The sequence below is a fragment of the Kitasatospora sp. NPDC101235 genome (assembly GCF_044767505.1).
GTDB lineage: Bacteria > Actinomycetota > Actinomycetes > Streptomycetales > Streptomycetaceae > Kitasatospora.
This window is the reverse complement of record NZ_JBIWNZ010000028.1, coordinates 34,642-57,397: the sequence shown is the minus strand read 5'-3', so window position 1 is coordinate 57,397 and position 22,756 is coordinate 34,642. Positions and strand designations below refer to the sequence as shown.

Below are 22,756 nucleotides of genomic sequence, written 5' to 3'. Positions count from 1 at the left end.
GGATCGGCCACACCGCGCCGACAATGGGGCCGAGGAGGTCGATGCGCATGACCGCCCGGAGCCGGCAGGACCGGGGCCAGGCACCGCCGCCGGAGCGGTACGGCTACCTGGTGACGTACGCGGTACGGGGCGAGCCGGGCGTACGGCGCGCGGAAGTGGCCGTGCTGCCCGGATACTCGCAGGAGGAGGACATCCCCCGGATCCTCTCCGCCCGACTGACCGGGCGACCGGCGGACGAGGCGTCGATCACCATCCTCGACATCCGGCCGATCTGACCGCCACCGGCGGCCGATCCGAGGCCCAGCAGAGCTTGGCAACCTCCCAGAATTCTGATGACGCATCAGATTTGAGGTTTCCATGCCACCTTTCCACCCACCCTGACCAGGCTTTTTGCGTCCGTTGAGCGAACAGTTACCAAAGCATTGTTCCGATACTCGGGCGTAGAAGTTAGGTTGCAACGCAATGCGCGGGTACGTCCCCCACCCTCCGGCGCTACGAGCCGAGGGTCACACCGCGCTGGAAAGGCACAGGGCACCCTTGATGAGTGCGGACACCACCAAGCCCACCGCGGCCCCCACCAACCTCCCCCACCAACCGGGGCCGATCGGACACGGCGGCGACGGCCACCTGAAGGCCGGGCTCAAGAACCGCCACCTGTCGATGATCGCCATCGGCGGCGTGATCGGCGCCGGCCTCTTCGTCGGCTCCGGCGCGGGCATCGCGACCACCGGCCCCGGCATCCTGCTCTCCTACGCCCTGGCCGGCACGCTGGTCGTCCTGGTGATGCGGATGCTCGGCGAGATGGCCGCGGCCGACCCGCAGAGCGGCTCGTTCTCGGCGTACGCGGACCGGGCGCTCGGCCGCTGGGCCGGCTTCACCATCGGCTGGCTCTACTGGTTCTTCTGGGTCGTGGTGCTGGCCGTCGAGGCGACGGCCGGCGCGAAGATCCTGAACAACTGGGTGCCCGGCGTGCCCCAGTGGGGCTGGGCGCTGATAGTCATGGCGGTGCTGACCTCCACCAACCTCTTCTCGGTGGCCTCCTACGGCGAGTTCGAGTTCTGGTTCGCCGGGATCAAGGTGGTCGCGATCGCCGCGTTCCTGGTGATCGGCACCCTCGCCGCCTTCGGCCTGCTGCCGGGCACCCACGCGGTCGGCGCCAGCAACCTCACCGGCCACGGCGGCTTCCTGCCGCACGGGGTGGGCGCGGTGTTCACCGGCATGCTCACCGTGGTCTTCGCCTTCATGGGCAGCGAGATCGTCACCCTGGCCGCGGGCGAGTCGGAGGACCCGGAGAAGGCGGTCAGCAAGGCGACCAACAGCGTCATCTGGCGGATCGGGATCTTCTACCTGGGCTCGATCCTGCTGGTGGTCACCCTGCTGCCGTGGGACTCCGCCGACGTCAAGGCGAGCCCGTACGTGGCCGTACTGGACCACATCGGCATCAGCGGCGCCGGCCAGGTGATGGACGTGATCGTGCTGACGGCGGTGCTGTCCTGCCTCAACTCCGGGATGTACACGGCTTCCCGGATGGCCTTCTCGCTCGGTCAGCGCGGGGACGCGCCCAAGGCCTTCGCCACGGTGACCTCGCGCGGCGTGCCGCGGGTCGCGATCCTCTCCTCGGTGGTCTTCGGCTTCGTCGCGGTCTTCTTCAACTACACCTCGCCGGACACCGTGTTCGCCTTCCTGCTCAACTCCTCCGGCGCCGTCGCGCTCTTCGTCTGGCTGGTCATCTGCGCCACCCAGCTGCGGATGCGCAAGATCATCGAGCGTGAGATGCCCGAGCGGCACACCGTCCGGATGTGGCTGTACCCGTACCTGACCTGGACGGCCATGGGCATGATCGGGTTCGTCATGGCGTACATGTTCACCGACGCCGACGGGCGCAAGCAGATGTACCTGTCGCTGGTCGCCGCAGCCATCGTGCTGGCGGCCTCGGCCGTGGTGGGCCGACGGCGGCGGGCCGCGGTGGCGGCGGGATCCTGACCCGTCCGCCCCGCGCGGGAACGCCGGGCCCGGGAGCCGTTTCGCAGGCTCCCGGGCCCGGCGCCGTTCCCGGCCCGCTACCCGTCCCTCCGTTCCCGGCCCACCGGCCCTCCAGTTTGACCAAGGCACGTCAACGGGGATACCAGGGCATGACGCTCCCCCACGAGCACTCCCCCGCCCCCTCCGGGAGACCCCGTGCCGCCCTTGCCCACCCCCGCACCGCCCCCGCCGCCCCCACCCCGTACGGAACCCGGGTCCGCACGCCTGCGCTTCGGCCGCCGACTGCGCCACTGGCGCGAGGCCCGCGGCCTCAGCCAGGCCGAGTTCGGCCGGCTGCTCGGCTACCACGACTCGCTGATCAGCCGGGTGGAGAACGCCCGCCGCTGGCCGCCGCCGGGGATGCCCGCCCGGGCCGACGAGCTCCTGCTCGCCGACGGCGAACTGGCCGGGCTCTGGCAGACCGTCCGGCAGGAGCGCGAACACCTCGGCGAACGCGCCGCCGCCCGGACACCGCTCGCCGTCCGCACCGCCCCACCGGACGCCGCCACCGTCGAGGTGCTCGCCCACCTGCTCGCCGTCTACCGCGCCGCCGCGGGCCGGATCGGCGGCGAGGAGCTGGCCGCCGTCCTGGAGCACCACGCCCACACCCTGCTCGGCGGGCGGCACCCCGGCCCCCGCGAGGACCTCGCCGCCGACCGTTCGCTCGCCGCCCAGTACGCCGAACTCGCCGGCTGGGCCCACTTCGAGGGCGACCGCCCCGCCCGCGCGCTCAGCTGGTACGCCACCGGGCTGGAGTGGGCGCGCGCGACCGGCGACCGGGCCACCACGGCCGCGCTGCTGGTCCGGCAGAGCGCCCTCTACTGGTGGCTCGGCGACCAAGCCACCGCGCTCACCCTGGCCGAGGCCGCCCGGACCACCGCCCCTCCCCTGCCGGGGCTGCGGGCCTGGGCCGCCGTCGTCCAGGCCCACGCCCACGCGCTGGCCGGCCAGGCACCGCAGGTCCACCGGACCTTGGCGGACGCCCGGCGGCTGACCGACGCCGCCCTGCCCTCCGGGGCGCCGACGCCCTGGACGGTGCGCGCCGAGCTGGTCCTGGCGGTCGCCCACGGCACCTGCCACCGGGACCTCGCCCTCCACACCGGCCGCACCGCCCACGCCCGCACCGCGGCGGCCCGGCTGGAGGCGGCCCTGCGGCTCCTCGACCGGGCCGCCCACCCGCGCGACCACGCCCTGGTCTCCGCCCGCCTCGCCGGCGCCCATGCCCTCGCCGGTCACGCCGATGCCGCCGTCACTCTGCTCGCCCGTCTGCCTCCGGACACCACCGGCCGCATCGCCCGCGAGCAGCGGCAGGCCGGGGAGTGGCTGCACCGGTGAACGCCCGGGCTCCGCAACCCCTGCCGGGCACGGCGACGGCCGGCCCGCCGCGAAAGCAGCGGGGCCGGCCACCACCTGCGGGAGTGGTGGCCGGCCCCGCCGGACCGGTTCGGCCGGCCCTTCGGCCCCTGCGGGTCGGCTCAGAGGCCGGCCGCCGCCGAGGCGATGGCCGCCGCATACGTGCTCACCTGGGTGTAGACGCCCGGGTAGCCCGCGCGGGCGCAGCCGTTGCCCCAGCTGACGATGCCGACCTGGATCCAGCGGCCCGCCGCGTCCCGGCGGATCATCGGGCCGCCCGAGTCGCCCTGGCAGGTGTCGACGCCGCCCTGGGCGACGTAGCCCGCGCAGAGCGAGCCGGCGCTGTTCAGGCCCGGGTAGGCACCGGCGCAGGTGGCGTCGTCGACGAACGGCACGGTGGCCTTGAGCAGGTACCGCTGCTGCGCGCCGCCCTCGCTCGCGGCGCCCCAGCCCATGATGGTGAAGGTGCCGTTGTCGTAGGCGGTGGAGGTGGCGATCGGCAGGGTGCTGACCAGGCTGCTGTTCACCGGCGAGGCCAGCTTGATCAGCGCCCAGTCGTCGCCGTTCTCGGCGCCGGTGAAGGCCGGCGACTGGTAGACGTACGAGGAGCGGACCTTGATCGCGGCGCCGCTGCGCAGGTCGACCGCCCCGAAGGTGGCGGTGATGCTGCTGTCGGGGCCGGTGCCGTCGACGCAGTGGGCGGCGGTGAGCACGATCTGCGAGGTGTAGAGCGCGCCGCCGCAGCCCATCGAGAGCCGCGCCATGAACGGGAACTCGCCCTGCGCCGCCCGCGCGCCGCCGACCACACCGGGGGACGGTGCGGGCGATGCGGCGGCGGGCAGTACGAGCAGGCCGGCGCCGAGCACCAGGCCGGCCAACAGGCTCATCAGCCTGCCGAGTTGACGCTTCATCGGACTCCTCCTTGACAGGTGGGGACCACCGAGAGTGGCCCGGCGGGCGCCGCGACAGGAAGGACCGGGCCTTGCCGGTCGAAACTGGCAGGAACACGGCAATGCGAGGTTCCGGGCACGGAGGCCCTAGGGTGATCGCCCATGCGAGATCTTGTGGCGGGGACGAAGTACCTGATCGAGGGCCAGAAATGGGTGGGCCGGCACGGCCGCTGGTGGGGCTTCGGGATGCTGCCGGCCCTGCTCGCCCTGGTCGGCTACGTCGTCGCGCTCGCCTTCCTCGGCGCCTGGTCCCTGGATCTCGCGGACTGGGCCACCCCGTTCGCCGACCACTGGTCCTCCCCCTGGCGGGGCCTGCTGCGCGACACCCTCGCGGCGCTGTTCTTCGGCGGCGGCCTGCTGTTCTCCCTGCTCACCTTCACCGCCGTCACCCTGCTGGTCGGACAGCCCTTCTACGAGGCGCTCTGCGCCAAGGTCGACGAGACCGAGGGCGGCGCGCCCACCCCGCCGGACACCCCGCTCTGGCGGGAGCTGCTGATCGCGGTGCGCGACAGCGTGTACGTGCTGGTGCGGGTGGCCGCGTTCGGCGTGGCGCTGTTCGCCTGCGGATTCATCCCGGTGGTCGGGCAGACGGTGGTCCCGGTGCTCGGCTTCCTGGTGTCCGGCTTCTTCCTGACCGTCGAGCTGACGGCCGTCGCCCTGCAGCGGCGCCGGGTGCCGCAGCCGGAGCGGATCCGGCTGCTGCGCGCCCGGCTCGGGCTGGCGCTGGGCTTCGGCACGCCGCTGGTGCTGGCCTTCCTGGTGCCGCTGGTCACGGTGCTCGCCATGCCGGGGGCCGTCGCCGGCGCCACCCTGCTGGCCCGCGACCTCGTCCCGACCGCACCGGAGGAGGAGAAGGAGGAGGAGCAGGGCCCGGCCTCCGACTTCTCCGCCACCCCCGCGCGGCCCGTCCCGGGCAACCCGTACGCGACCCCCTGAGGCCGTCACCGTCCGGTCACGCTGCGCCGACCTCGCCCCCGCACGCGTGTGAGCCCGCCCACAGGGGGATCGCCATCCACGATCCCCGATAGTGGACGGGCACCCCCGAGCCCCCGCCCCGGCGCCGCCGAGGCACCCCGGCCGGACCCCCCGCGGCCTCGCCCCGCCTGAAGAACACAGGCCACCACGGTTGCCGCCCCTGCGATCCGTCGTAGCCGCCCCGACTTCGACCCTCGGCGCACAATTCGGACAAATACCACCAAACCGACCATCGAAGCCCGCCACGGACGCCCCGCAACCACGATCCCGCGTAGTAGTGGACGCCTTTGCCACCCGTCCCCGGCCCTGCAAAGAATGGCCCGTCGCCAGGCAGCGCGGCCGGCCACCTCCGTCGCGCAGCCCGTCCGCCCCGCCGCTTCCGCCGGGGCGCCACGGTCGCCCAGGGCGGCCGCACGGGCCCCGTTCCCCCGGAGCCCCACGATGCCCCGCCCCGGTGCCACCGGCCCGGCCCCCGACGGAGAAGGATCGTCCGCTTCATGCAGCTCAGCCATGCCCGCCGCAACTCCCTGATCACCGGCGTCACCACCCTCGTGGTCGCGAGCGCCGCCACCGCCGCCCTCGCGATCCCGCAGGCGGGGAACACCACCGACGCCGCCCCCGTGGCCGCCGTGTCGGTGGACGGCAAGCCGGTCGCCGGCCAGGGCCAGGCCGACACCGCTGCTGCTGCCGCTGCCGCCGAGCAGGCCGCCCAGGAGGCCCAGGCCAAGGCCGAGGCGGACGCCGCCGCCCAGGCTCAGGCCCAGGCGGACGCCAAGGCCAAGGCCGACGCCGAGGCCGCCGCCTCCCGCTCCCAGGAGCGCCAGAACCTCACCGTCGCGCCGGCCGGCTACTCCGGCACCCCGCAGCAGATCGCCGCGCAGATCGTGCCGGCCGGCCAGCTCCAGTGCTTCAGCAACATCGTGTTCCGCGAGAGCAGCTGGAACCCGCTCGCGGTCAACGCCTCCTCCGGCGCCTACGGCCTGGTCCAGGCCCTGCCCGGCTCCAAGATGGCCTCCGCGGGCGCCGACTGGCGCACCAACCCGGCCACCCAGATCAAGTGGGGCCTGAACTACATGAACACCCGCTATGGCAGCCCCTGCGCCGCCTGGTCGTTCTGGCAGGCCCACCACTGGTACTGAGCCGAACCCGTTCGGCCCCCGGGCCCGCGACGCACCCCGCGTCGCGGGCCCGGCGCGCATCACCCCAGGTCGGGGGCGTGGACACGTCCGGAAGGCGGCGTGAAGATATGGCGCACGCTCGTACGATTTGCCACTGATTGCTCGGAATGACGGGCCGTCACGGCTTTGCCACGGTTCGCAGGCCCTCTTACGCTCCGGCGTCATGCCCTCACCCCTGATCAGCGTCGTGCTCACCGCCTACGACCAGCACACCCAGCTCGCCGCCTGCCTGGACTCGCTGCTCGCGCAGTCCCTGGCCGACATCGAGGTGATCGTGGTCGCCGACCGTTCCCCGGAGACCGCGGGTGGGCTCGCCGACGCGTACGCGGCCCGGCACCCGCGGGTGTCCGTGCTGCACCTGAACGCGGCGGTCGGGGTCGGGGCTTGCCGGAACGCGGGGGCGGCGCGGGCGACCGGCGAGTACCTGCTGTTCCTGGACGCCGACCACCTGCTGCCCCGGGACGCGCTCCAGACGCTCGCCGACCGGCTCAGGCAGACCGGCCCGGTGGACGTGCTGCTGTTCGGCCACTCCCGCCGGCACCAGGACCGGGACTGGCCGGGCGGGGCCGAGGCGCTGCTCGCCGAGGCCGGCCCCGAACCGTTCGCGCCCTTCGACCGGCCCGCACTGTTCGGCGCACCGCCGCTGATCTGGGACCGGCTGGTCCGCCGCGGCCACTGGACCGAACTGGGCCTGACCTTCCCGCCCGGCCGCTACGAGGAGGTCCCGGTCGCGCACGCCGCGCTGCTCGGCGCCCGGAAGGCCGCCGTGCTGGCGCGCGAGTGCGTCCAGCTGCACCGCCGGGAGACCGTCCACCCGGCGAGCGGCCCGGGCAGCAGCGTCTTCGACCTGTTCGAGCAGTACGAGCGCAGCTTCGCCCTGCTGGAGGACCAGCCGCACCTGTACGCGGTGCGCGACGCGCTGTTCGTCCGGATGATCCGGCACTACCTGTTCGTCTTCGACCTGGCGGGCTGCGTCACCCGCGCCGAGCGGCCGCAGTTCTTCCACCGCGCCGCCGAGCACCACCGCCGTTTCCAGCCGCCCGGCCACCGCCGGCCGGGCGGCCGCGAGGGGGTCAAGTTCTCGCTGCTGGCGGGCGGCGCCTACCCGGCCTTCGAGGTGGCCAAGCTCTCCCACATCGCGCGAAGCACGCTCACCGGGCGGAAGTAGCGCAATCCGCCCGTCTCAGGCGGGCGAGGAAGGCGTCGGGGCCGGCCGGGTCCGCGGCCGCGGGTTCGCCGATCACGGCCGTTGAGGGTGTCACACGACACCGCCGGGCCGCGAGCCTGCGATCATCGGCGGAGCCGTCGCCGCACCGCCCGGGAGGTCCCTGGTGAGCCGTCCGTCCGCCGTCCCCGGAGCCGAGTTGGCCCGAGAGCTGGCCGCCGTGCTGCGCGGCGAGGTCCGCTTCGGCGCCGCCGAGCGCACCGTCTACAGCCAGGACGCCTCGAACTACCGGCAGTTGCCGCTCGGTGTGGTCAAGCCCGCCGACCTCGACGACGTGCGCACCGCGCTGGCGCTCTGCCGCGCCCACCGGGTGCCGGTGGTGGCGCGCGGGGCCGGAACCAGCATCGGCGGGCAGGCGATCGGCCCGGGCGCGGTGGTGCTGGACTTCCGCCGCCACCTGGGCGCGGTGCTGGAACTCGACCCGGAGGCCCGCACCGCGCGCGTCGAGCCCGGCACCGTGCTGGACGACCTCCAGCGCGCTGCCAAACCGTACGGGCTGCGCTTCGGCCCCGACCCGTCCACGCACAGCCGCTGCACCCTCGGCGGCATGATCGGCAACGACTCCTGCGGCTCGCACTCGCTCGCCTGGGGGCGCACCGCCGACAACGTCGAGCGGCTGGAGCTGCTGCTCGCGGACGGCACCGAGCTGACCGTCGGCGGGCGGCTCACCTCCCGGGAGCGCACCGCGCTCGCCGCACGGCCCGGGCGGGTCGGTCAACTCCACACCGAGCTCCAGGAGTTCACCGACCACAATCTCGCCGTCATCCGGCAGGGCATGCCGCAGCTGCCCCGCCGCACCTCCGGCTACCCGCTGGACGCGCTGCTGCCCGAGCACGGCCACGACCTGGCCCGGGCGCTCACCGGCACCGAGGGCACCTGCGCGCTGCTGCTCGGCGCCACCGTGCGCCTGGTCGAGGACCCGCCCGCCCGGGCCCTGGTGGTGGCCGGCTACCCCGACGAGGGCGCCGCCGCCGACGCCGTCCCGGCGCTGCTGCCGTACGGCCCGCTGACCGCCGAGGGCATGGCGGCCGACCTGATCGCCGCGCTGCTCGCCGCCGGGCCCCGCCCGCCGGCGCTGGACCGGCTGCCCGACGGCGAGTGCTGGCTGTTCCTGGAGACCGGCGGCGACACCCCGTTGGCCGCCTACCAGGCCGCCCGCCGGCTCGCCGACGCGGTGCGCCGCGAGCGCTCGGCCACCGTCGCGCTGGTCACCGACCCGGTCGAGCAGCGCCAGCTGTGGGCCGTCCGGGAGTCGGGCGCGGGGATCGTCACCCGGCTGCCCGGGGGCGGCCAGGCCTGGCCCGGCTGGGAGGACTCCGCCGTCCCGCCCGAGCGGCTCGGCGACTACCTGCGGGACCTGCGCGCCCTGCTGCGCCGGCACAGCCTGCACGGCGTCCCGTACGGGCACTTCGGCGACGGCTGCGTGCACCTGCGGATCGACTTCCCGCTGGACGAGCCCCAAGGGGTGCTGGTCTTCCGGGAGTTCCTGGAGCAGGCGGCCGATCTGGCGGTCTCGTACGGCGGTTCGCTCTCCGGCGAGCACGGCGACGGACAGGCCCGGGCCGAGCTGCTGCCGCGCATGTACCCGCCCGAAGTCATCGACCTCTTCGGCCGGTTCAAGCGGATCTGGGACCCGGAGAACCTGCTCAACCCGGGCGCCCTGGTCGATCCCCGCCCGCTCGACGCCGACCTGCGCTTCGTCACCGCCCCGCGCGGCACGCTGCCGCTGGCGCTCCCGTACGAGCGGGACGGCGGCAGCCTGGTCGAGGCGGTGCACCGCTGCGTGGGCGTCGCCAAGTGCGTCGCCCCGGGCAGCGGGGTGATGTGCCCGAGCTACCTGGCCACCGGCGAGGAGCGGCACTCCACCCGGGGGCGGGCCCGGCTGCTCGCCGAGATGCTGCGGGGGATGGGGACACCTGCCGGCCGCCGGGCCGGCGGCGCGATCCCGGACGGCTGGCGCTCGGAGGAGGTCCGGGAGGCGCTGGACCTCTGCCTGAGCTGCAAGGGCTGCGCGAGCGACTGCCCGGTCCACGTCGACATGGCGACCTACAAGTCCGAGTTCCTGTACCAGCACTACCGGCACCGGCCGCGCCCGCTCGCGCACTACTCGATGGGCTGGCTGCCGCTCTGGCTGCGTGCCGTCGCGCTCGCGCCCGGGGCCGCCAACACGCTCGCCCACTCCCGGGCCGGCGGGCTGCTCAAACGGCTCGGCGGGATCGACCGGCGCCGGGTGCTGCCGGTCTTCCCGCCGGAGACCTTCACCGCCTGGTACCGGCGGCACCGCGCCGCGCACCCTGCCCCGGCGGGCGCCCGGCCGGTGCTGCTGTGGCCGGACACCTTCTCCGACCGCCTCCAGCCGAACGTGCTGCGTTCGGCCGTCGAGGTGCTGGAGCACCTGGGCTTCGACGTCCGGCTGCCCTCGGGCCCGGTGTGCTGCGGCCTCACCTGGTACTCGACCGGCCAACTCGGCACCGCCCGAAGGGTGTTGCGGCGCAGCCTGCGGGTGCTCGGCGCGGACGGGCGGGCGGCCGACGGGCCGACGGCCGACACCCCCGTGGTCGGCCTGGACCCGAGCTGCACCGCGACCCTGCGCGAGGACCTGCCCCGGCTGCTCGGCGCCGAGGGCCGCCCGCTCGCCGACCGCATCCGCACCTTCGCCGAGTTCCTCGACGAGTACGCCCCGGACGCCCCGCTCCCCCGGATCCGGCTGGACGCCGTCACCCAGACCCACTGCCACCAGCACGCGGTGCTCGGCAGCGCCGCCGACCGCCGGGTGGAGGCGCGGCTCGGCCTGAACAGCCGGGTGCTGGACTCCGGCTGCTGCGGCCTGGCGGGCGACTTCGGCTTCGAGCGGGGACACTTCGAGGTGTCCGAGGCCATCGCGGAGCGGGTGCTGCTTCCCGCGGTCCGGGCCGCCGGGCCAAAGACGGTGGTTCTGGCGGACGGCTTCAGCTGCCGCACCCAGATCGCCCAACTCGCCGACGGGCGGCAGGCCCTGCACCTGGCGGAGCTGATCGCCCGGGAGCTGCGGGGCCGGCCCTAGCCGTGTGCGGCGAGGAAGGCCCCGGCGTGCGCCGCGGCCTCCTCGCGGGTCCGGTGGCCGGTGGCCGCCTCGCCGCGTTCCCCGTCCGCGCCGGTGGCCGTCCAGCGCCAGCCGCCGGAGGCCTCGTTCTCGGCCAACTCGGCGGTGCCGCCGAACAGTTCGAGCGATCCGGGCCGCGCCGTCGGGCGACTGACGGCCTCCGGCCACTTCTTCCGGGCACCCTGCCGGGTGATGCCCCAGGCGGCGCCGAGCTGCTCGTAGCTGGCGCCGTAGGAGCCCGCGGTGGCGGCCGCGACCGCGGCGAGCCGCTTGACCTCGGCGTCGACCAGCTTCCAGGTGGACAGTACGGAGAGGGCGACCTCGACCGGCTCGGCGTTCCACATCCGTTCCGCGGGCAGGCCGGTCGCGCGGGCGCGTACGGCGGCGGCGAGGGGGTCGAGCGCGTCGAGGAGGGCCTTGGCCAGCTCGGCCTGCTCCTCGTGGGGGATCTCCATGGTCGTCATGTCGACAACCATAGTTGCTGAACTCATTCTCGACAACCAAAGTTACCGCCGGAACCGGTCCAAGGGGTTCGAATCCCGCCGCTCCGGCGCGAACGGAGTCCCCGAGGAGACCGCCCGGAGGCCCACCACCAGCGCCTCCCCCAGGAAGCCCACGCCGATCGACAGCTGGACCGGCCGGGCGTCCGGGGCCAGGCCGAAGTGGGCGGCGAGCATGGCGAAGCCGGCCATCACGCCCAGCGACAGCGCCGCGACCAGGAAGGTCCGCCCCGTGTAGCGCTGCCACAGCACGCCCTCCCGCTCGTAGACCCGGATGGTGGCGCCGCGCACCGCCCCCAGCGCGACGCCGAGCGCGGCGCCCGCCGCGATCCAGCCGTAGTCGGCCGCGCCGAGGCCGTGCCGCTGCGCGAGCGCCCACACGCCGAGGCCGGTGAGCACCACCGGAGGCGCGAAGAGGTCCCGGGCGTTGAGCGGTTCGCCACGCAGCCGCCGGATCACCACCACCACGACCACGACGGCGATCAGTCCCACGTGCACCCAGCCGTTCACGTCCACTCCCCCAATTTTCGTAGCTCGACCGTGCTAAATCAGCAATTTAGCTCGTCCGTGCTATAACGGCAACATGCCGAAGATCGTCGACCCCGCCGAACGCCGCCAGGCCGTCGCCGACGCCGTCCTGCGCGTCGCGGCCCGGGAAGGGCTGGAGCACGCCTCACTGCGCAACGTCGCCGAGGAGGCCGGGCTGGCCATCGGCTCGGTGCGGCACTACTTCGCCGGCAGCTCGGAGCTGATGATCTTCGCGATGCGTGAGCTGGCCCACCGGATCGAGGCCCGCGTCCGCGTCCACGCCGCCGCCCTGCTCGACCCGGCCGCCGCCGGCACCGACCGCCGCGAGCGGACCGTCCGGCTGCTCGCCGAGACCCTCCCGCTGGACGCCGGGCGGCGGGAGGAGTCCGCGCTCTGGCTCTCCTTCGTCACCGCCGCCCGGACCCGGCCCGACCTGCGGCCCCGCGCCGCCGAGATGCAGGCCGGACTGGACGACCTGGTCCGACGCGTCCTCGCCGAGGCCGAACGCTCCGGCGCTCTGGCCCCCGGCCTCGACCTCGACGTCGAGACCCGCAGGCTCTCCGCCCTGCTGGACGGCCTCACCCTCCAGGCCGTCCAGCACCCCGACCTGGTCGGCCCGGACGAGCTGCGCGCGGTACTGCGCCGCCACCTCGACACCTTGGCCGCGCCGACCTCCTGACACCGCGTCGGCCCTCCGGCACAATGGCGCGGTGACCCTCACCACCACCGAGGCGGACAAGCTCCTGACCGACCACTTCGCCCCCTGGGTACAGGCCCTGGGCCTGTCGACCGCCGAGACCGGCGAGCGCCACGCCGTCCTGCGCCTGCCCTGGTCCGACCGGCTCGCCCGCGGGGGCGGCGGGCTGTCCGGCCAGGCGCTGATGGCCGCCGCCGACACGGCCTGCGTGATCGCCGTCGCGTCGGCCCGCGGCGGCTTCGGCCCGATGACCACCGTCCAGCAGTCCACCACCTTCCAGCGCGCGGTCCTCGCCCAGGACGTGCTGGTGCACGCCCGGATCACCAAACTCGGCCGCCGGATCGCCTTCCTCGACATCGCCCTCACCCCCGAGGGCGCCGAGGATCCCGCCGCCCACGCCACCGCCGTCTACGCCCTGGGGTGACCTGACCGCCCGCCCCCGGATTCCGCACCCGGGTGTCACACCAGCGCGCCCGCCGGTGTCTTGATGCCAGTACCAAGTCATCGGACACAGTGGAGCGGAAAACATGAGCAAGGTCTGGTTCGTCACCGGCTCGTCCCGCGGCCTCGGCCGCGCCTTCGTCGAGGCGGCACTGTCCCGTGGCGACCGGGTGGCCGCGACCGCCCGGAACGCCGAGAACCTCGCCGCCCTGGTCGCCGCCCACGGGGACGCGGTGCTCCCGCTCCCGCTGGACGTGACCGACCGGGCCGCCGTCGACCGCGGTGTGCGGCAGGCACACGCGCACTTCGGCCGGCTCGACGTGATCGTGAACAACGCCGGCTACGGCCTGTCCGGCGCCGTCGAGGAGCTCTCCGAGGAGCTGCTGCGCGACCAGCTGGACACCAACCTGTTCGGCCCGCTGCGGGTCGTCCAGGCCGCGCTGCCCCTGCTGCGCGCGCAGGGCTCCGGGCACATCGTCCAGATCTCCTCGGTCGCCGGCGTCGCCGCGTTCCCGCTCGGCGGCGGGTACTGCGCCTCCAAGTGGGCGCTGGAGGGCCTGAGCGAGGCACTCGCCCAGGAGGTCGCCGGGTTCGGCGTCAAGGTGACGGTGGTCGAGCCCGGCAGCTACGCCACCGACGCGACCGCCTCCGCCGTGCGCGCCGGGGCCGACCCGCACTACGACGCGCTGCGCGACGCCTTCGCCGCCTACGCGCAGTCGCTCGACCTCGGCGACCCGGCCGCGGCGGGCCGGGCCCTGCTCCGGCTCGTCGACGCCGAACAGCCGCCGCTGCGGGTGTTCTTCGGCACCCAGGGCCACCCGATGGTCCAGCAGGTCTACGCCGACCGCCTCACCACCTGGGCCGCATGGGCGGAGCTCTCGGTCGAGGCACACGGCCCCACCGTCCCGGCCTCCTGACCGGCACGCCTGCGGCCCCCGCCTGTCCTCGGTCGGGGGCCGCGGCCCGCGTGCGGTGCCGGCCCTGCCCGCGTGCGGTGTCAGCCCTGGGCGGACCCCGCCGGTGCCTCCTCCGCACAGACCGCCGAGACGAACTCGGCGACCCGCGCCTGCGGCAGACCGCGCGCGATGTCCGCCTCGCTGATCATGCCGACCAGCTTGTGCTCCGGGTGGTTGATCACCGGCAGCCGGCGCACCTGGTACTGCTCCATCACCCGCAGCACCTGCTCGCAGTCCTCGTCCGCCTCCACCGTCATCGGCCGCCCCTGCGCCAGCTCGCCCGCCGTCACCGACGCCGGGTCACGGCCCTCGGCGACGCAGCGCAGCACGATGTCGCGGTCGGTCACGATCCCCAAGAGCTTGTCGCCCGCCCCACAGATGGGCAGGGCACCCACGTCGCGTTCCCGCATGATCCGGGCGGCGGCCGCGAGCGTCTCGTGCTCGCGGATGCACTCCGCGCCCGGGTGCATGATGTCGCTGGCTCTGGTCATGGTCCGCCTCCTGCACCTGGTTCCCTCCCCTCGTCCATGGTGGTCCGCGCGGATGGCCGACGCCACCGGGGCCGGCGCGCCCGGGAGACCCAGCGGCGCGCTCAGGCGTCGTGGTCCGGCCCGGTGGGGCCGCCCCGCTCGACCCGGCCGTCCGGCGACTCCGGACGGTCCAGCGGCAACTTCTCCAACACCTCCTTCAGGGGCTGGAGTTCGTGCCTGGGCTGGTCCGGTTCGAGCTCCTCCTCCGGCACCTCGCCGCTCTCCACCGCCTCCTCCACGGCCTTCGCCCCGGCCGCGGCCGCCGCGGCCGTCAGCAGGTTCCGCTGCTGCACCTCCGTCGCGCTGTCCAGGAAGCGCAGCAGCTCCACCGGGAACGGCAGCACCAGTGTCGAGTTCTTCTCCGCCGCCACCTCCACCACGGTCTGCAACAGCCGCAGCTGGAGCGCGGTCGGGGTCGCACTCATCACCGCAGCGGCCTCCGACAGCCGCTCCGAGGCCTGGTACTCACCGTCCGCCGTGATGATCCGGGCCCGCCGCTCGCGCTCGGCCTCCGCCTGCCGGGCGATCGAGCGCTTCATCGACTCCGGCAGCGCGACGTCCTTGATCTCCACCCGGTCGATCTCGATGCCCCAGCCCAGCGCCGGGCTGTCGATCATCAACTCCAGCCCCTGGTTGATCGGTTCGCGGTTGGCCAGCAGGTCGTCCAGCTCGCTCTTGCCGATGATCGAGCGCAGCGAGGTCTGCGCGACCTGGGAGATCGCGAAGTTGTAGTCCTGCACGTTGACGGTGGCCTTCACCGCGTCCACCACCCGGAAGTAGACCACCGCGTCCACCCGTACGGTCACGTTGTCCCGGGTGATGCCCTCCTGCGCCGGGATCGGCATCGTCACGATCTGCACGTTCACCTTGCGCAGCCGGTCCGCGATCGGCAGCAGCGCCACCAGCCCGGGTCCGCGCACCTCGTCGCGCACCCTCCCGAAGCGGAACACCACGCCCTTCTGGAACTGCTGGACGACCCGGATGCTCATGCTCGCCCAGATCGCCCCCAGCCCGGCGAGCGCTCCGAGGGAACCCAGCACCGCATCGACGATCATCGCGGCCTCCTCGCGGCCTGTGCGCACACCGGCGCGCCCGGCCGTCGCCGACCCGGACCGGCCGGCTACCGCCGGAGCAACTGATTCCGCAACTGGTTCCACGCTACGCCTGCCCGGACGACGCCGGAACGAACGTGCCGCAGCGCCTAGGATCTTGGCCATGCCGACCGTGGCCGTGCCTCCCTCCCCCGCCGACGACCCCGACGACCCCCGCCACCCCGCCGAGGCCGCCGCCCGGACCGTCGGACTCGCCGCGCTGGACCGTGTCGTCACCGGCTGCCGGGCCTGCCCGCGCCTGGTGCAGTGGCGCGAGGAGACCGCCCGGACCAAGCGCCGCGCCTACCAGGACTGGGACTACTGGGCCCGCCCCATCCCCGGCTTCGGCCCGCCGGACGCCCCGCTCGTCCTGGTCGGCCTCGCCCCCGCCGCCCACGGCGCCAACCGCACCGGCCGGATCTTCACCGGCGACCCCTCCGGCGACCTGCTCTACGCCGCCCTGTACGACCTCGGGCTCGCCAACCGCCCCGAGTCCGTCCGCCACGGCGACGGCCTGGAGCTGTCCGGCGTCCGGATCACCGACCCGGTCCGCTGCGCGCCGCCCGACAACAAGCCCAGCACCGCCGAACGCGACACCTGCCGGCCCTGGATCACCCGCGAACTCCAGCTGCTGCGGCCCACCGTACGCACCGTCGTCGCCCTCGGCGGCTTCGCCTGGCAGGCCATGCTGCCGGTCATCGCGGACGCCGGCTGGCAGGTCCCCCGCCCCCGCCCCGTCTTCGCCCACGCCGCCGTGGCCGTCTTCCCGGCCCGCGACGGCGGCCCGGACCTGCGGATGTACGGCTGCTACCACGTGAGCCCGCGCAACACGAACACCGGCCGGCTGACCACCGCGATGCTCCGGGACCTGCTGCGCGAAGCGGCCCGCTCGGCAGGGCTCGACCCCCGGTAGCGCGGCCCGACAGCCCCACCCGACACGTCTTCGCCGCAGCCGGCGGAGAGGCCCGGTCCCGGACCGCCACCGTGCCGCGGTAGCCCTCGCACGCACCGGGCTCGACCACGGTCCGACCGGTGGTGCGAGGGCGGCCGCAGGACAGGCCCTACCCGAACCGGGGCAGCTTCCGCTTGCCCGCCCGCCGCCACACGTCCGGCAGCCGTCGCCCCGTGGCCTCCTCCATGGCCAGCTGGCGGCCGTACAGGGCGCCGTAGCCGAAGGGCTCGCCACCGCTCCCCGCGTGGGCGACGAGAGTGCTCGCGGCGACCACGGCGTCCTGGTGGTCGCCCAGCACCTCCTGGACGGCCTTCATCCGCCGGGCGTAGCGCTCGGCACGGGCACCGGCCACCGGGACGGCGGTCTCACCGGCGTAGCGGGCGCGCTTGGCCGCCTTGCGGGCCTGGTGAAGCGCGGCGTTCCGCTCCCCGGGGGCGGCGGCGAGGGCGGTGCGGACGCGTTCGGCGGTACGGCTCTGCTCCCGGGCGGCGATCCGGGAGAGCTCCCGGACGGCGCCACGGCCGGCGCGCGGGCGCAGCGGCGGGTCCGCGAGGAGGATCGCGATGGCCTCGCCGAGGGCCCGGCGGCGAGGGCTGTCGAGGGCGGCGACCACCTCGGGCCAGACCTCGCGGTACTCGGCCTCGCCCCACTGCTCCAGCGCGGCGGCGACCCGCTGCGGCTCGCACTCGGCGGGCAGCTCGCGGGCCTGGGCGACCAGCCGTTCGGCCAGCACCTCGCGGTCCCGCGCCCCGCCGAGGGCGGCGGCGAGCCAGCGCAGCTCGGCGACCAGGTCGTCGGTGGCGCCGGGGGTGAACAGCCGCCGGAAGGTCTGCAGGGCGCTGCGCAGCCGCCGGCAGGCGACCCGCATCCGGTGCACGGCGTCCGGCTCGTCCGCCCGGACGGCGTCGTCCAGACCGGCCAGCACCACCGCCTGCGCCTCGATGCGGGCCAGCAGCACCTGCCCCACCGTGGTCTCGGGTTCCGTCATGCGCGCTCGCCCCCTCTTCGGGTCGGCGGGAACGCCTTCCAGGCTAATCCAGGTACGGCAGCTGTCGACCCCGCAGGCTACTGAGGGCACATCAGCCACACCAGGGACCTACGGGCCCTCGTGCCGGATGTGAGTGCCATGGCATACTCCGGAGCGTGACGACCTCCTCCCACGCGACCAGGGCCCTGCGGGCCGCGGTGTTCACCGCGCTCGCCGTGCCGATGGCCGCGTTGGGCCAGGTGGTCATCACGGGCCGCCCGCTGCCGCTGTCGCTGGTGGCCTCGGCCGGTGCCGTCGTCTTCCTGGTCGCGGCCATGCTGGCCGGCGGGGAGCGGCGGATGCTGCACATCTCCGGCGTGATGGTGCCGGTCGAACTGCTGCTCAACACCACGTTCAACCTGGGCCAGACCAGCTGTTCGCCGGTGCTGACCGGTCAGGTGCCCGCACGCGGGGTGAACCTGCTGGTCTGCGGCGGCGGTTCGGTGGACGGCTCGCTGCTGGACGGCCCGTTGGGCCACGTCGGACAGTTGGCGCCCGCCGCGACCCAGCTGCTGCTCCTGCTGGTGCACCTGGTGATCGCCCTGGCGGCCTCGGCCTGGCTGCGGATGGGCGATGCCGCCCTGTCCGGCCTGGCCCTGGCGCTGCGCGCCCTGCGCGAGTCGCTGGCCGGCCCGCTGCGTGCCCTGGTCGTCCTGCTGCTCCCGGCTCCGGTGCGTCCGGTGCTGCGGGTGCCGCTGCCGGTGTCGGACCGCGCCCGGCCGCGCCGCGAGGACGTCGTGCTGAGCCCGGCGCCCCGGCGTGGCCCGCCCGCCTTCGCGCCTGCCTGCTGATCGACCGTCCCGTCCGATCCCCCGTACCCGGCCGAACGGCCCCGGTACGCCCGCAGGCAGTGCGCACGACTCCCGCGTTCACCGACCCTGCCGCACCAGGTGCGGCTTCCCGCGCGCACCCGCGCGCCGCGTACAGGAGTTGACTTCCCCACCCATGTCTCAGGACAAGAACAAGAAGCGCGTCAGTGCCCGTGAGCGGATCCAGGAGGCGCAGCGCCGCGAGCAGCAGGCCGCCAGGCGCCGTCAGCGGATCGTGGTGACGGTCTCGGCCGTCGTCGTGCTGGCCCTCGCGGGCGGTGTCGCCGTCGCGATCAACTCGGCCTCGGACAAGAACGACAAGTCCTCCGGCGCCGCTGCGGCGCCGCTGGTCGTGCCCGCCAACACCTCCGGCCCCGACGGCACGGTGATCACCTACGGCAAGGCGGACGCCCCGCACACCCTGGAGGTCTACGAGGACTTCCGCTGCCCGGTCTGCAAGCACTTCGAGGCGGCGAACGGCGAGACCGTCAAGAAGCTCACCGAGGACGGCCGGATCAAGGTGGAGTTCCACCTGGCGTCCTTCCTGGACAAGAACCTCGGCGGCAAGGGCTCGCGCACCGCGCTGGCCGCGGCCGGCGCGGCGCTGAACGAGGGCGTGGACAAGTTCAAGGCGTTCCACGACGTGCTGTACGCCAACCAGCCGGACGAGCGCGAGGACGGTTTCGGCGACGTCAACCACATCCTGGACCTGGCCGGCCAGGTGCCCGGCCTGAAGACGGACGCCTTCGTGAAGGCGGTGACCGACAAGACCTACGCCCCGTGGGCGGCCAAGGTCTCCGACGCGTTCAACAACAGCGGCGTGACCGGCACCCCGACCGTCAAGGTGGACGGCAAGCAGATCACCCTGTTCGCCGGCAACGCCGTGGTCCCGCCCGAGCAGTTCACCGCCCAGGTGAAGCAGGCAGCCGGCCTCCAGTAGGCCGGACCACCACACCGCACGGCACCACCCGGCCCGGCCGAACTCCCGGCCGGGCCGGCTCCTCCCAGCCAGCCACCGGAGTGTGCTGCCATGACCGCCGCTACCACCGTGCACCCCTCCCGCTCCGACCCCGACGACGCGGGCCGGGCCCCGATCGGCGCGAGCCGGGCCTATGCCTTCCTGCTGTTCCTCGGTGGGCTGGTCGGGCTGGCCGCCTCGGCCGTCCTGACCTTCGACAAGCTCCGCATCCTGGAGAACCCCTCCTACGTCCCCAGCTGCAACATCAACCCGGTGATCAGCTGCGGCTCGGTGATGCGCACCGAGCAGGCGGAGGTCTTCGGCTTCCCGAACCCGCTGCTCGGGCTGGCCGCGTTCGGTGCGCTGGCGGCGATCGGCGCGGGGCTGCTCGCCGGTGCCGCGTACCGGCGCTGGTTCTGGCTGGGCCTGAACGCGGGCACCGCGCTGGGCGTGGTGTTCGCGCACTGGCTGATCTACCAGGCGCTGTACGACATCGGCGCGCTGTGCCCGTACTGCATGGTGGTGTGGGCGACGGTGGTGGTGCTGTTCTGGTACACCACGCTGCGCAACCTGCACGAGGGCGTGATCCCGGTGGGCCCGCGCGCACGGGTGGTCGTCCGGGAGGCGGCCCGCTACCACTGGGCGCTTCCGGTGCTGTGGGCGGCGGTGATCGCGCTGCTGGTCCTCAACCGGTTCTGGTACTACTGGAGCACCCTGATCTGACCGGCCGTCACCCCACGTACCCGTCGGAGTGCAGCAGCGCGGCGGCGCCGGTCCGCCGGGCCTCCAGGGCCCCGGTGAGCCGGCGCGCCGCGCCTGGCTGCAGCAGGACGGCCGCCCGGGCCGGGGTGAAGTACCCGTGGTCGGCGATCTCCTCGGCCTGCGCCCGGACCACCGCCCCGGCCGCGACCGTCCCGCCGTCGAACATGAACTGCACGGCGGGGTGGGCGTGTTCGCCCTGGTCGGGGATCGCGTCGCGCCACTCCACGACGAGCAGCCGCAGCGGCCCGGCCACCAGCCCCGTCTCCTCGTACAGCTCGCGGGCCGCGCACTCGGCGGGCCCCTCCCCCGGGTCCATCCCGCCGCCGGGGAACTGCCACTGGTCGCGGTAACTGGCCTTCAGCAGCAGGACCCTGCCCGCCTCGTCGGTGAGCAGCACGCTGCACCCGACGTAGGCGCGCACCATTGCGGCGAGCCACTCCTCCTCCGAGAGTGCCCAGGTGTCCGTCATCGCGCCTCCTCCGCCGGGTTCCCGTTGCCGCGGCCACTCTGCCGCGACTCCGGCGCCGGGAAAGGCGGTTCGCCCCTGATCCACCCGAATGAGTGCTACCCGAAGACCGCTTGCCGGAAGGCGTTGCGCAGCTCGGTGAGCCGCCGGATGTCCCGGTCGTAGTGCACCTTGTTGGTGAGCAGCACGGCCCAGCGTCCGAGCCGCCGGGAGACCCAGAAGCCGGTGCCGGTGAAGCCGTAGTGGACGAAGGTGCCCTCGGCCGGCCCGGTGCCGGGGGCGCACAGCCAGGACAGGCCGCGGGCGGGGGCGAGGCCGCCGGTCTGCTCGCGCAGCGACTCGTCGATCCACGCCCCGCCCCACGGCAGCCCGGGCGGCGGGGCGAGCAGCGCGGTCAGGAAGCGGGCGAGGTCGCGGGCGGTGGAGAAGGCCCCGGCGTTGCCGGAGACCCCGCCGAGCAGCCGGGCGGAGGGGTCGTGGACGACGCCGCACAGGTGGGCGCCGGCGCCCTGCTCGTACTCGGTGGGCGCGGTGCGGGCGGCGAGCGCGGCACCGAGCGGACCGTACCGGGTGTCGGCCATGCCGAGCGGCCCCCAGACCCAGCGCTCGGCGAGCTCGTCCAGCGGTGCGCCGCCGAGGTCCTCGACCAGGTAGGTGAGCAGTACGGCGGCGCGGTCGGTGTACTCGACGGCCGCGCCCGGCGGGCGGTGCAGCGGTGCGGCGACCACCCCGGCCCGGATCGCCGCGAGGTCGCGCCCGTAGAGCTGCTCGAAGCGGGTGTACGGGAGCATCCCGGCGGTGTGGGCGAGAAGTTGACGGACCGTCACCGTGGCGGTGGGGTGTCCGTTGGACGGTGGCCACCACTGGCCGAGCGGTTCGTCCAGCGGAAGCAGCCCGGACTGTCGCAGCGCCCCGGCGCAGGGCCAGAGCGCGACGACCTTGGTGAGGCTGGCGAGGTCGTACAGTGTGTCCGGCCCGGGCCGCAGCCGCGCGTACGGCCCCTGCCCGAGCAGGCCGTGGCTGCCGCCGCCGAGCGTGCCGGCGGCATCGCCGACGGCCCAGACGGCGCCCGCCCCGACGGTGCGCGCGCCGTCCCGGACCAGCCGGTCCAGCTCCCCGCCGGGCGCGGCCAGGCCGGGGAGCCGGTCGGCTCCGGGTGCATCGGGTGCTCGGTGGCTCATCCGTCCCCTCCTCGGGCCGACGGGAGCCTTCCCCGCGCGGCGGCCGCTCAGACCGCCGGAGCCAGCTGCTTGCCGAGGCAGATGCTCTGCGGGTGGTCCTTGTAGATGCCGAACTTCCGGATCGCGGCGTAGCCCTCGGACCGGTACAGCGCAACGGCCTCGGGCTGCTCGGTGCCGGTCTCCAGGATCACGCGGGCGCGCCCGGCCTCGACCGCGGTCTGCTCCAGGCGGCTCAGCACCGCGCGGGCCAGGCCGCGGCCGCGGGCCTCGGGGATCACGAACATCCGCTTCAGCTCGGCGTCACCGTCGCGCAGGTCGTCCGGGCCGGCCTGCTTGGCCCGCCAGCCTCCGCAGGCGACCGGACGGCCGTCCAGGTAGGCGATCATGAACAGGCCGGCCGGCGCCTCGAAGTCCTCGGAGTGCATGACGGTCTCGTCCGGGTCGCCGTAGCGGCGCACGTACTCCTGCTGCACCTCCGCCGAGAGGGCCTGGGCGTCGGGGTGGGCGTAGCCGGTGATGCGGAACTCGACGGTGCCGGCGTCCCGGGTGGCGGTGGTGTTCATGGTTGAAAAGCCTACGATCCCGGCTCAGCGGTCCTCGAACCGGGCGACCAGGTCGTCCTTGCCGAACATCCGGGCGGTGTCCACGGCGCTGGGGGTGCCGGCCTGCGGGTCGGCCCCACCGGCCAGCAGGACGTCGAGCACGTCCGCGGCGCCCTTGAAGACGGCACCCGCCAGCGGGGTCTGACCGCGATCGTTGGCGCGGTTCGGGTCGGCGCCGTACCGGAGCAGCTCCGCCACGGTGGCGGCGTGGCCGTGGTAGGCGGCGAGCATGACCAGGGTGTCGCCGCGGTCGTTGGTGAGGTCGGCCGGGGCGCCGGCGTCCAGGTAGGCGGACAGGGTGTCGGTCTCCCCGGCACGGGCGGCGTCGAAGAGCTTCCCGGCGAGCGCGATCACCTCGGCGTCGGGGGCGTCGGCGGGCTGCTGGCTGGCGGCGTCGGTCACGGTGGGCGGCCTTTCCGGTGGGGTCGTCGGGCGGTGGCGGGGCTGCGCCCACGGCACGGTAGCGGCCGG

At 74.4% G+C, this 22,756-nt stretch carries 24 protein-coding genes; 14 read left to right on the top strand and 10 right to left on the bottom strand.

The window, feature by feature from the left end; genetic code table 11:
* Window positions 1-47 precede the first annotated feature (47 nt).
* The 3 genes from ACIRRH_RS34230 (at window position 48) to ACIRRH_RS34220 (ending at window position 3,357) form a co-directional block, all read left to right on the top strand.
* Window positions 48-275, top strand: a complete 228-nt coding sequence (locus tag ACIRRH_RS34230) for a hypothetical protein (RefSeq protein ID WP_403075236.1) — start codon at window positions 48-50, stop codon at window positions 273-275.
* 265 nt (window positions 276-540) lie between these two features.
* Window positions 541-1,983, top strand: a complete 1,443-nt coding sequence (locus ACIRRH_RS34225; RefSeq protein ID WP_403075234.1) for an amino acid permease — start codon at window positions 541-543, stop codon at window positions 1,981-1,983.
* A gap of 204 nt (window positions 1,984-2,187) precedes the next feature.
* A complete protein-coding gene (locus ACIRRH_RS34220; RefSeq protein WP_403075232.1) occupies window positions 2,188-3,357 on the top strand; it encodes a helix-turn-helix domain-containing protein in 1,170 nt (389 codons plus the stop codon).
* 140 nt (window positions 3,358-3,497) lie between these two features.
* On the opposite strand, the gene ACIRRH_RS34215 is transcribed toward ACIRRH_RS34220, so the two are convergent.
* On the bottom strand, window positions 3,498-4,286 hold the full coding sequence (locus ACIRRH_RS34215) for a S1 family peptidase (protein WP_403075231.1): 789 nt from the start codon (window positions 4,284-4,286) through the stop codon (window positions 3,498-3,500).
* 141 nt (window positions 4,287-4,427) lie between these two features.
* Here ACIRRH_RS34215 and ACIRRH_RS34210 point away from each other — a divergent pair, with 141 nt between their 5' ends.
* From ACIRRH_RS34210 to ACIRRH_RS34195, 4 genes are all read left to right on the top strand, one after another.
* Window positions 4,428-5,261, top strand: coding sequence for an EI24 domain-containing protein (locus ACIRRH_RS34210; protein ID WP_403075230.1), 834 nt, complete (start codon window positions 4,428-4,430; stop codon window positions 5,259-5,261).
* 536 nt (window positions 5,262-5,797) lie between these two features.
* Window positions 5,798-6,439 carry a transglycosylase SLT domain-containing protein gene (locus tag ACIRRH_RS34205; RefSeq protein ID WP_403075228.1) on the top strand — a complete coding sequence of 214 codons (642 nt, stop codon included), beginning with the start codon at window positions 5,798-5,800 and terminating at the stop codon, window positions 6,437-6,439.
* A 202-nt stretch (window positions 6,440-6,641) separates the two neighbouring features.
* Window positions 6,642-7,646 (top strand): glycosyltransferase family 2 protein, encoded by a 1,005-nt coding sequence (locus ACIRRH_RS34200; RefSeq protein WP_403075225.1) that lies wholly within the window; start codon window positions 6,642-6,644, stop codon window positions 7,644-7,646.
* Between the two features lie 163 nt (window positions 7,647-7,809).
* Entirely contained in the window at window positions 7,810-10,746 is a 2,937-nt protein-coding gene (locus tag ACIRRH_RS34195; protein ID WP_403075223.1) for an FAD-binding and (Fe-S)-binding domain-containing protein, read from the top strand.
* Here the strand turns inward: ACIRRH_RS34195 and ACIRRH_RS34190 are convergent.
* Window positions 10,743-11,249: a hypothetical protein gene (locus tag ACIRRH_RS34190; RefSeq protein WP_403075220.1), complete on the bottom strand. Its 507-nt coding sequence runs from the start codon at window positions 11,247-11,249 to the stop codon at window positions 10,743-10,745. The genes ACIRRH_RS34195 and ACIRRH_RS34190 overlap by 4 nt on opposite strands.
* A gap of 42 nt (window positions 11,250-11,291) precedes the next feature.
* The gene (locus tag ACIRRH_RS34185; RefSeq protein ID WP_403075217.1) at window positions 11,292-11,801 is read right to left on the bottom strand and encodes a DUF1453 domain-containing protein; all 510 of its coding nucleotides are present in this window, start codon (window positions 11,799-11,801) and stop codon (window positions 11,292-11,294) included.
* Window positions 11,802-11,868: 67 nt separating this feature from the next.
* On the opposite strand from ACIRRH_RS34185, the gene ACIRRH_RS34180 reads away from it, so the two are divergent.
* The 3 genes from ACIRRH_RS34180 (at window position 11,869) to ACIRRH_RS34170 (ending at window position 13,868) form a co-directional block, all read left to right on the top strand.
* Complete coding sequence (locus ACIRRH_RS34180) at window positions 11,869-12,492, top strand: TetR/AcrR family transcriptional regulator (protein WP_403075214.1); 624 nt, start codon at window positions 11,869-11,871, stop codon at window positions 12,490-12,492.
* Between the two features lie 31 nt (window positions 12,493-12,523).
* Window positions 12,524-12,934, top strand: a complete 411-nt coding sequence (locus ACIRRH_RS34175; RefSeq protein ID WP_403075211.1) for a PaaI family thioesterase — start codon at window positions 12,524-12,526, stop codon at window positions 12,932-12,934.
* A gap of 103 nt (window positions 12,935-13,037) precedes the next feature.
* Window positions 13,038-13,868: an SDR family NAD(P)-dependent oxidoreductase gene (locus ACIRRH_RS34170; RefSeq protein WP_403075208.1), complete on the top strand. Its 831-nt coding sequence runs from the start codon at window positions 13,038-13,040 to the stop codon at window positions 13,866-13,868.
* A gap of 80 nt (window positions 13,869-13,948) precedes the next feature.
* Here the strand turns inward: ACIRRH_RS34170 and ACIRRH_RS34165 are convergent, their stop codons facing one another.
* Complete coding sequence (locus ACIRRH_RS34165; protein ID WP_403075205.1) at window positions 13,949-14,398, bottom strand: CBS domain-containing protein; 450 nt, start codon at window positions 14,396-14,398, stop codon at window positions 13,949-13,951.
* A 101-nt stretch (window positions 14,399-14,499) separates the two neighbouring features.
* Window positions 14,500-15,492 (bottom strand): slipin family protein, encoded by a 993-nt coding sequence (locus ACIRRH_RS34160; RefSeq protein WP_403075202.1) that lies wholly within the window; start codon window positions 15,490-15,492, stop codon window positions 14,500-14,502.
* A gap of 160 nt (window positions 15,493-15,652) precedes the next feature.
* Between ACIRRH_RS34160 and ACIRRH_RS34155 the strand changes: the two genes are divergently transcribed.
* Entirely contained in the window at window positions 15,653-16,441 is a 789-nt protein-coding gene (locus tag ACIRRH_RS34155; RefSeq protein ID WP_403075200.1) for a uracil-DNA glycosylase, read from the top strand.
* Between the two features lie 148 nt (window positions 16,442-16,589).
* On the opposite strand, the gene ACIRRH_RS34150 is transcribed toward ACIRRH_RS34155, so the two are convergent.
* Complete coding sequence (locus ACIRRH_RS34150) at window positions 16,590-17,468, bottom strand: CHAD domain-containing protein (protein WP_403075198.1); 879 nt, start codon at window positions 17,466-17,468, stop codon at window positions 16,590-16,592.
* 155 nt (window positions 17,469-17,623) lie between these two features.
* Between ACIRRH_RS34150 and ACIRRH_RS34145 the strand changes: the two genes are divergently transcribed.
* The 3 genes from ACIRRH_RS34145 (at window position 17,624) to ACIRRH_RS34135 (ending at window position 19,997) form a co-directional block, all read left to right on the top strand.
* Window positions 17,624-18,298: a hypothetical protein gene (locus tag ACIRRH_RS34145; protein ID WP_403075195.1), complete on the top strand. Its 675-nt coding sequence runs from the start codon at window positions 17,624-17,626 to the stop codon at window positions 18,296-18,298.
* Between the two features lie 154 nt (window positions 18,299-18,452).
* Window positions 18,453-19,256, top strand: a complete 804-nt coding sequence (locus ACIRRH_RS34140) for a DsbA family protein (RefSeq protein ID WP_403075192.1) — start codon at window positions 18,453-18,455, stop codon at window positions 19,254-19,256.
* 90 nt (window positions 19,257-19,346) lie between these two features.
* A complete protein-coding gene (locus ACIRRH_RS34135; RefSeq protein ID WP_403075191.1) occupies window positions 19,347-19,997 on the top strand; it encodes a vitamin K epoxide reductase family protein in 651 nt (216 codons plus the stop codon).
* Window positions 19,998-20,004: 7 nt separating this feature from the next.
* Here ACIRRH_RS34135 and ACIRRH_RS34130 read toward each other — a convergent pair whose 3' ends face one another.
* The 4 genes from ACIRRH_RS34130 to ACIRRH_RS34115 all read right to left on the bottom strand — a co-directional run bounded on the left by ACIRRH_RS34130 (window position 20,005) and on the right by ACIRRH_RS34115 (window position 22,687).
* The gene (locus ACIRRH_RS34130; protein ID WP_403075189.1) at window positions 20,005-20,505 is read right to left on the bottom strand and encodes an NUDIX domain-containing protein; all 501 of its coding nucleotides are present in this window, start codon (window positions 20,503-20,505) and stop codon (window positions 20,005-20,007) included.
* A gap of 95 nt (window positions 20,506-20,600) precedes the next feature.
* Complete coding sequence (locus tag ACIRRH_RS34125) at window positions 20,601-21,683, bottom strand: serine hydrolase domain-containing protein (RefSeq protein ID WP_403075187.1); 1,083 nt, start codon at window positions 21,681-21,683, stop codon at window positions 20,601-20,603.
* 47 nt (window positions 21,684-21,730) lie between these two features.
* Entirely contained in the window at window positions 21,731-22,246 is a 516-nt protein-coding gene (locus ACIRRH_RS34120; protein WP_403075184.1) for a GNAT family N-acetyltransferase, read from the bottom strand.
* 24 nt (window positions 22,247-22,270) lie between these two features.
* Window positions 22,271-22,687: an ankyrin repeat domain-containing protein gene (locus ACIRRH_RS34115; RefSeq protein WP_403075181.1), complete on the bottom strand. Its 417-nt coding sequence runs from the start codon at window positions 22,685-22,687 to the stop codon at window positions 22,271-22,273.
* Window positions 22,688-22,756 lie beyond the last annotated feature (69 nt).

Coding starts and splice junctions, on each gene's coding strand:
- ACIRRH_RS34155 (WP_403075200.1), top strand. CDS start 15,653: ATGCCGACCGTGGCCGTGCCTCCCTCCCCCGCCGACGACCCCGACGAC.
- ACIRRH_RS34230 (WP_403075236.1), top strand. CDS start 48: ATGACCGCCCGGAGCCGGCAGGACCGGGGCCAGGCACCGCCGCCGGAG.
- ACIRRH_RS34215 (WP_403075231.1), bottom strand. CDS start 4,286: ATGAAGCGTCAACTCGGCAGGCTGATGAGCCTGTTGGCCGGCCTGGTG.
- ACIRRH_RS34180 (WP_403075214.1), top strand. CDS start 11,869: ATGCCGAAGATCGTCGACCCCGCCGAACGCCGCCAGGCCGTCGCCGAC.
- ACIRRH_RS34205 (WP_403075228.1), top strand. CDS start 5,798: ATGCAGCTCAGCCATGCCCGCCGCAACTCCCTGATCACCGGCGTCACC.
- ACIRRH_RS34160 (WP_403075202.1), bottom strand. CDS start 15,492: ATGATCGTCGATGCGGTGCTGGGTTCCCTCGGAGCGCTCGCCGGGCTG.
- ACIRRH_RS34140 (WP_403075192.1), top strand. CDS start 18,453: ATGTCTCAGGACAAGAACAAGAAGCGCGTCAGTGCCCGTGAGCGGATC.
- ACIRRH_RS34190 (WP_403075220.1), bottom strand. CDS start 11,249: ATGACGACCATGGAGATCCCCCACGAGGAGCAGGCCGAGCTGGCCAAG.
- ACIRRH_RS34225 (WP_403075234.1), top strand. CDS start 541: ATGAGTGCGGACACCACCAAGCCCACCGCGGCCCCCACCAACCTCCCC.
- ACIRRH_RS34120 (WP_403075184.1), bottom strand. CDS start 22,246: ATGAACACCACCGCCACCCGGGACGCCGGCACCGTCGAGTTCCGCATC.
- ACIRRH_RS34200 (WP_403075225.1), top strand. CDS start 6,642: ATGCCCTCACCCCTGATCAGCGTCGTGCTCACCGCCTACGACCAGCAC.
- ACIRRH_RS34125 (WP_403075187.1), bottom strand. CDS start 21,683: ATGAGCCACCGAGCACCCGATGCACCCGGAGCCGACCGGCTCCCCGGC.
- ACIRRH_RS34165 (WP_403075205.1), bottom strand. CDS start 14,398: ATGACCAGAGCCAGCGACATCATGCACCCGGGCGCGGAGTGCATCCGC.
- ACIRRH_RS34150 (WP_403075198.1), bottom strand. CDS start 17,468: ATGACGGAACCCGAGACCACGGTGGGGCAGGTGCTGCTGGCCCGCATC.
- ACIRRH_RS34135 (WP_403075191.1), top strand. CDS start 19,347: ATGACCGCCGCTACCACCGTGCACCCCTCCCGCTCCGACCCCGACGAC.
- ACIRRH_RS34170 (WP_403075208.1), top strand. CDS start 13,038: ATGAGCAAGGTCTGGTTCGTCACCGGCTCGTCCCGCGGCCTCGGCCGC.
- ACIRRH_RS34210 (WP_403075230.1), top strand. CDS start 4,428: ATGCGAGATCTTGTGGCGGGGACGAAGTACCTGATCGAGGGCCAGAAA.
- ACIRRH_RS34130 (WP_403075189.1), bottom strand. CDS start 20,505: ATGACGGACACCTGGGCACTCTCGGAGGAGGAGTGGCTCGCCGCAATG.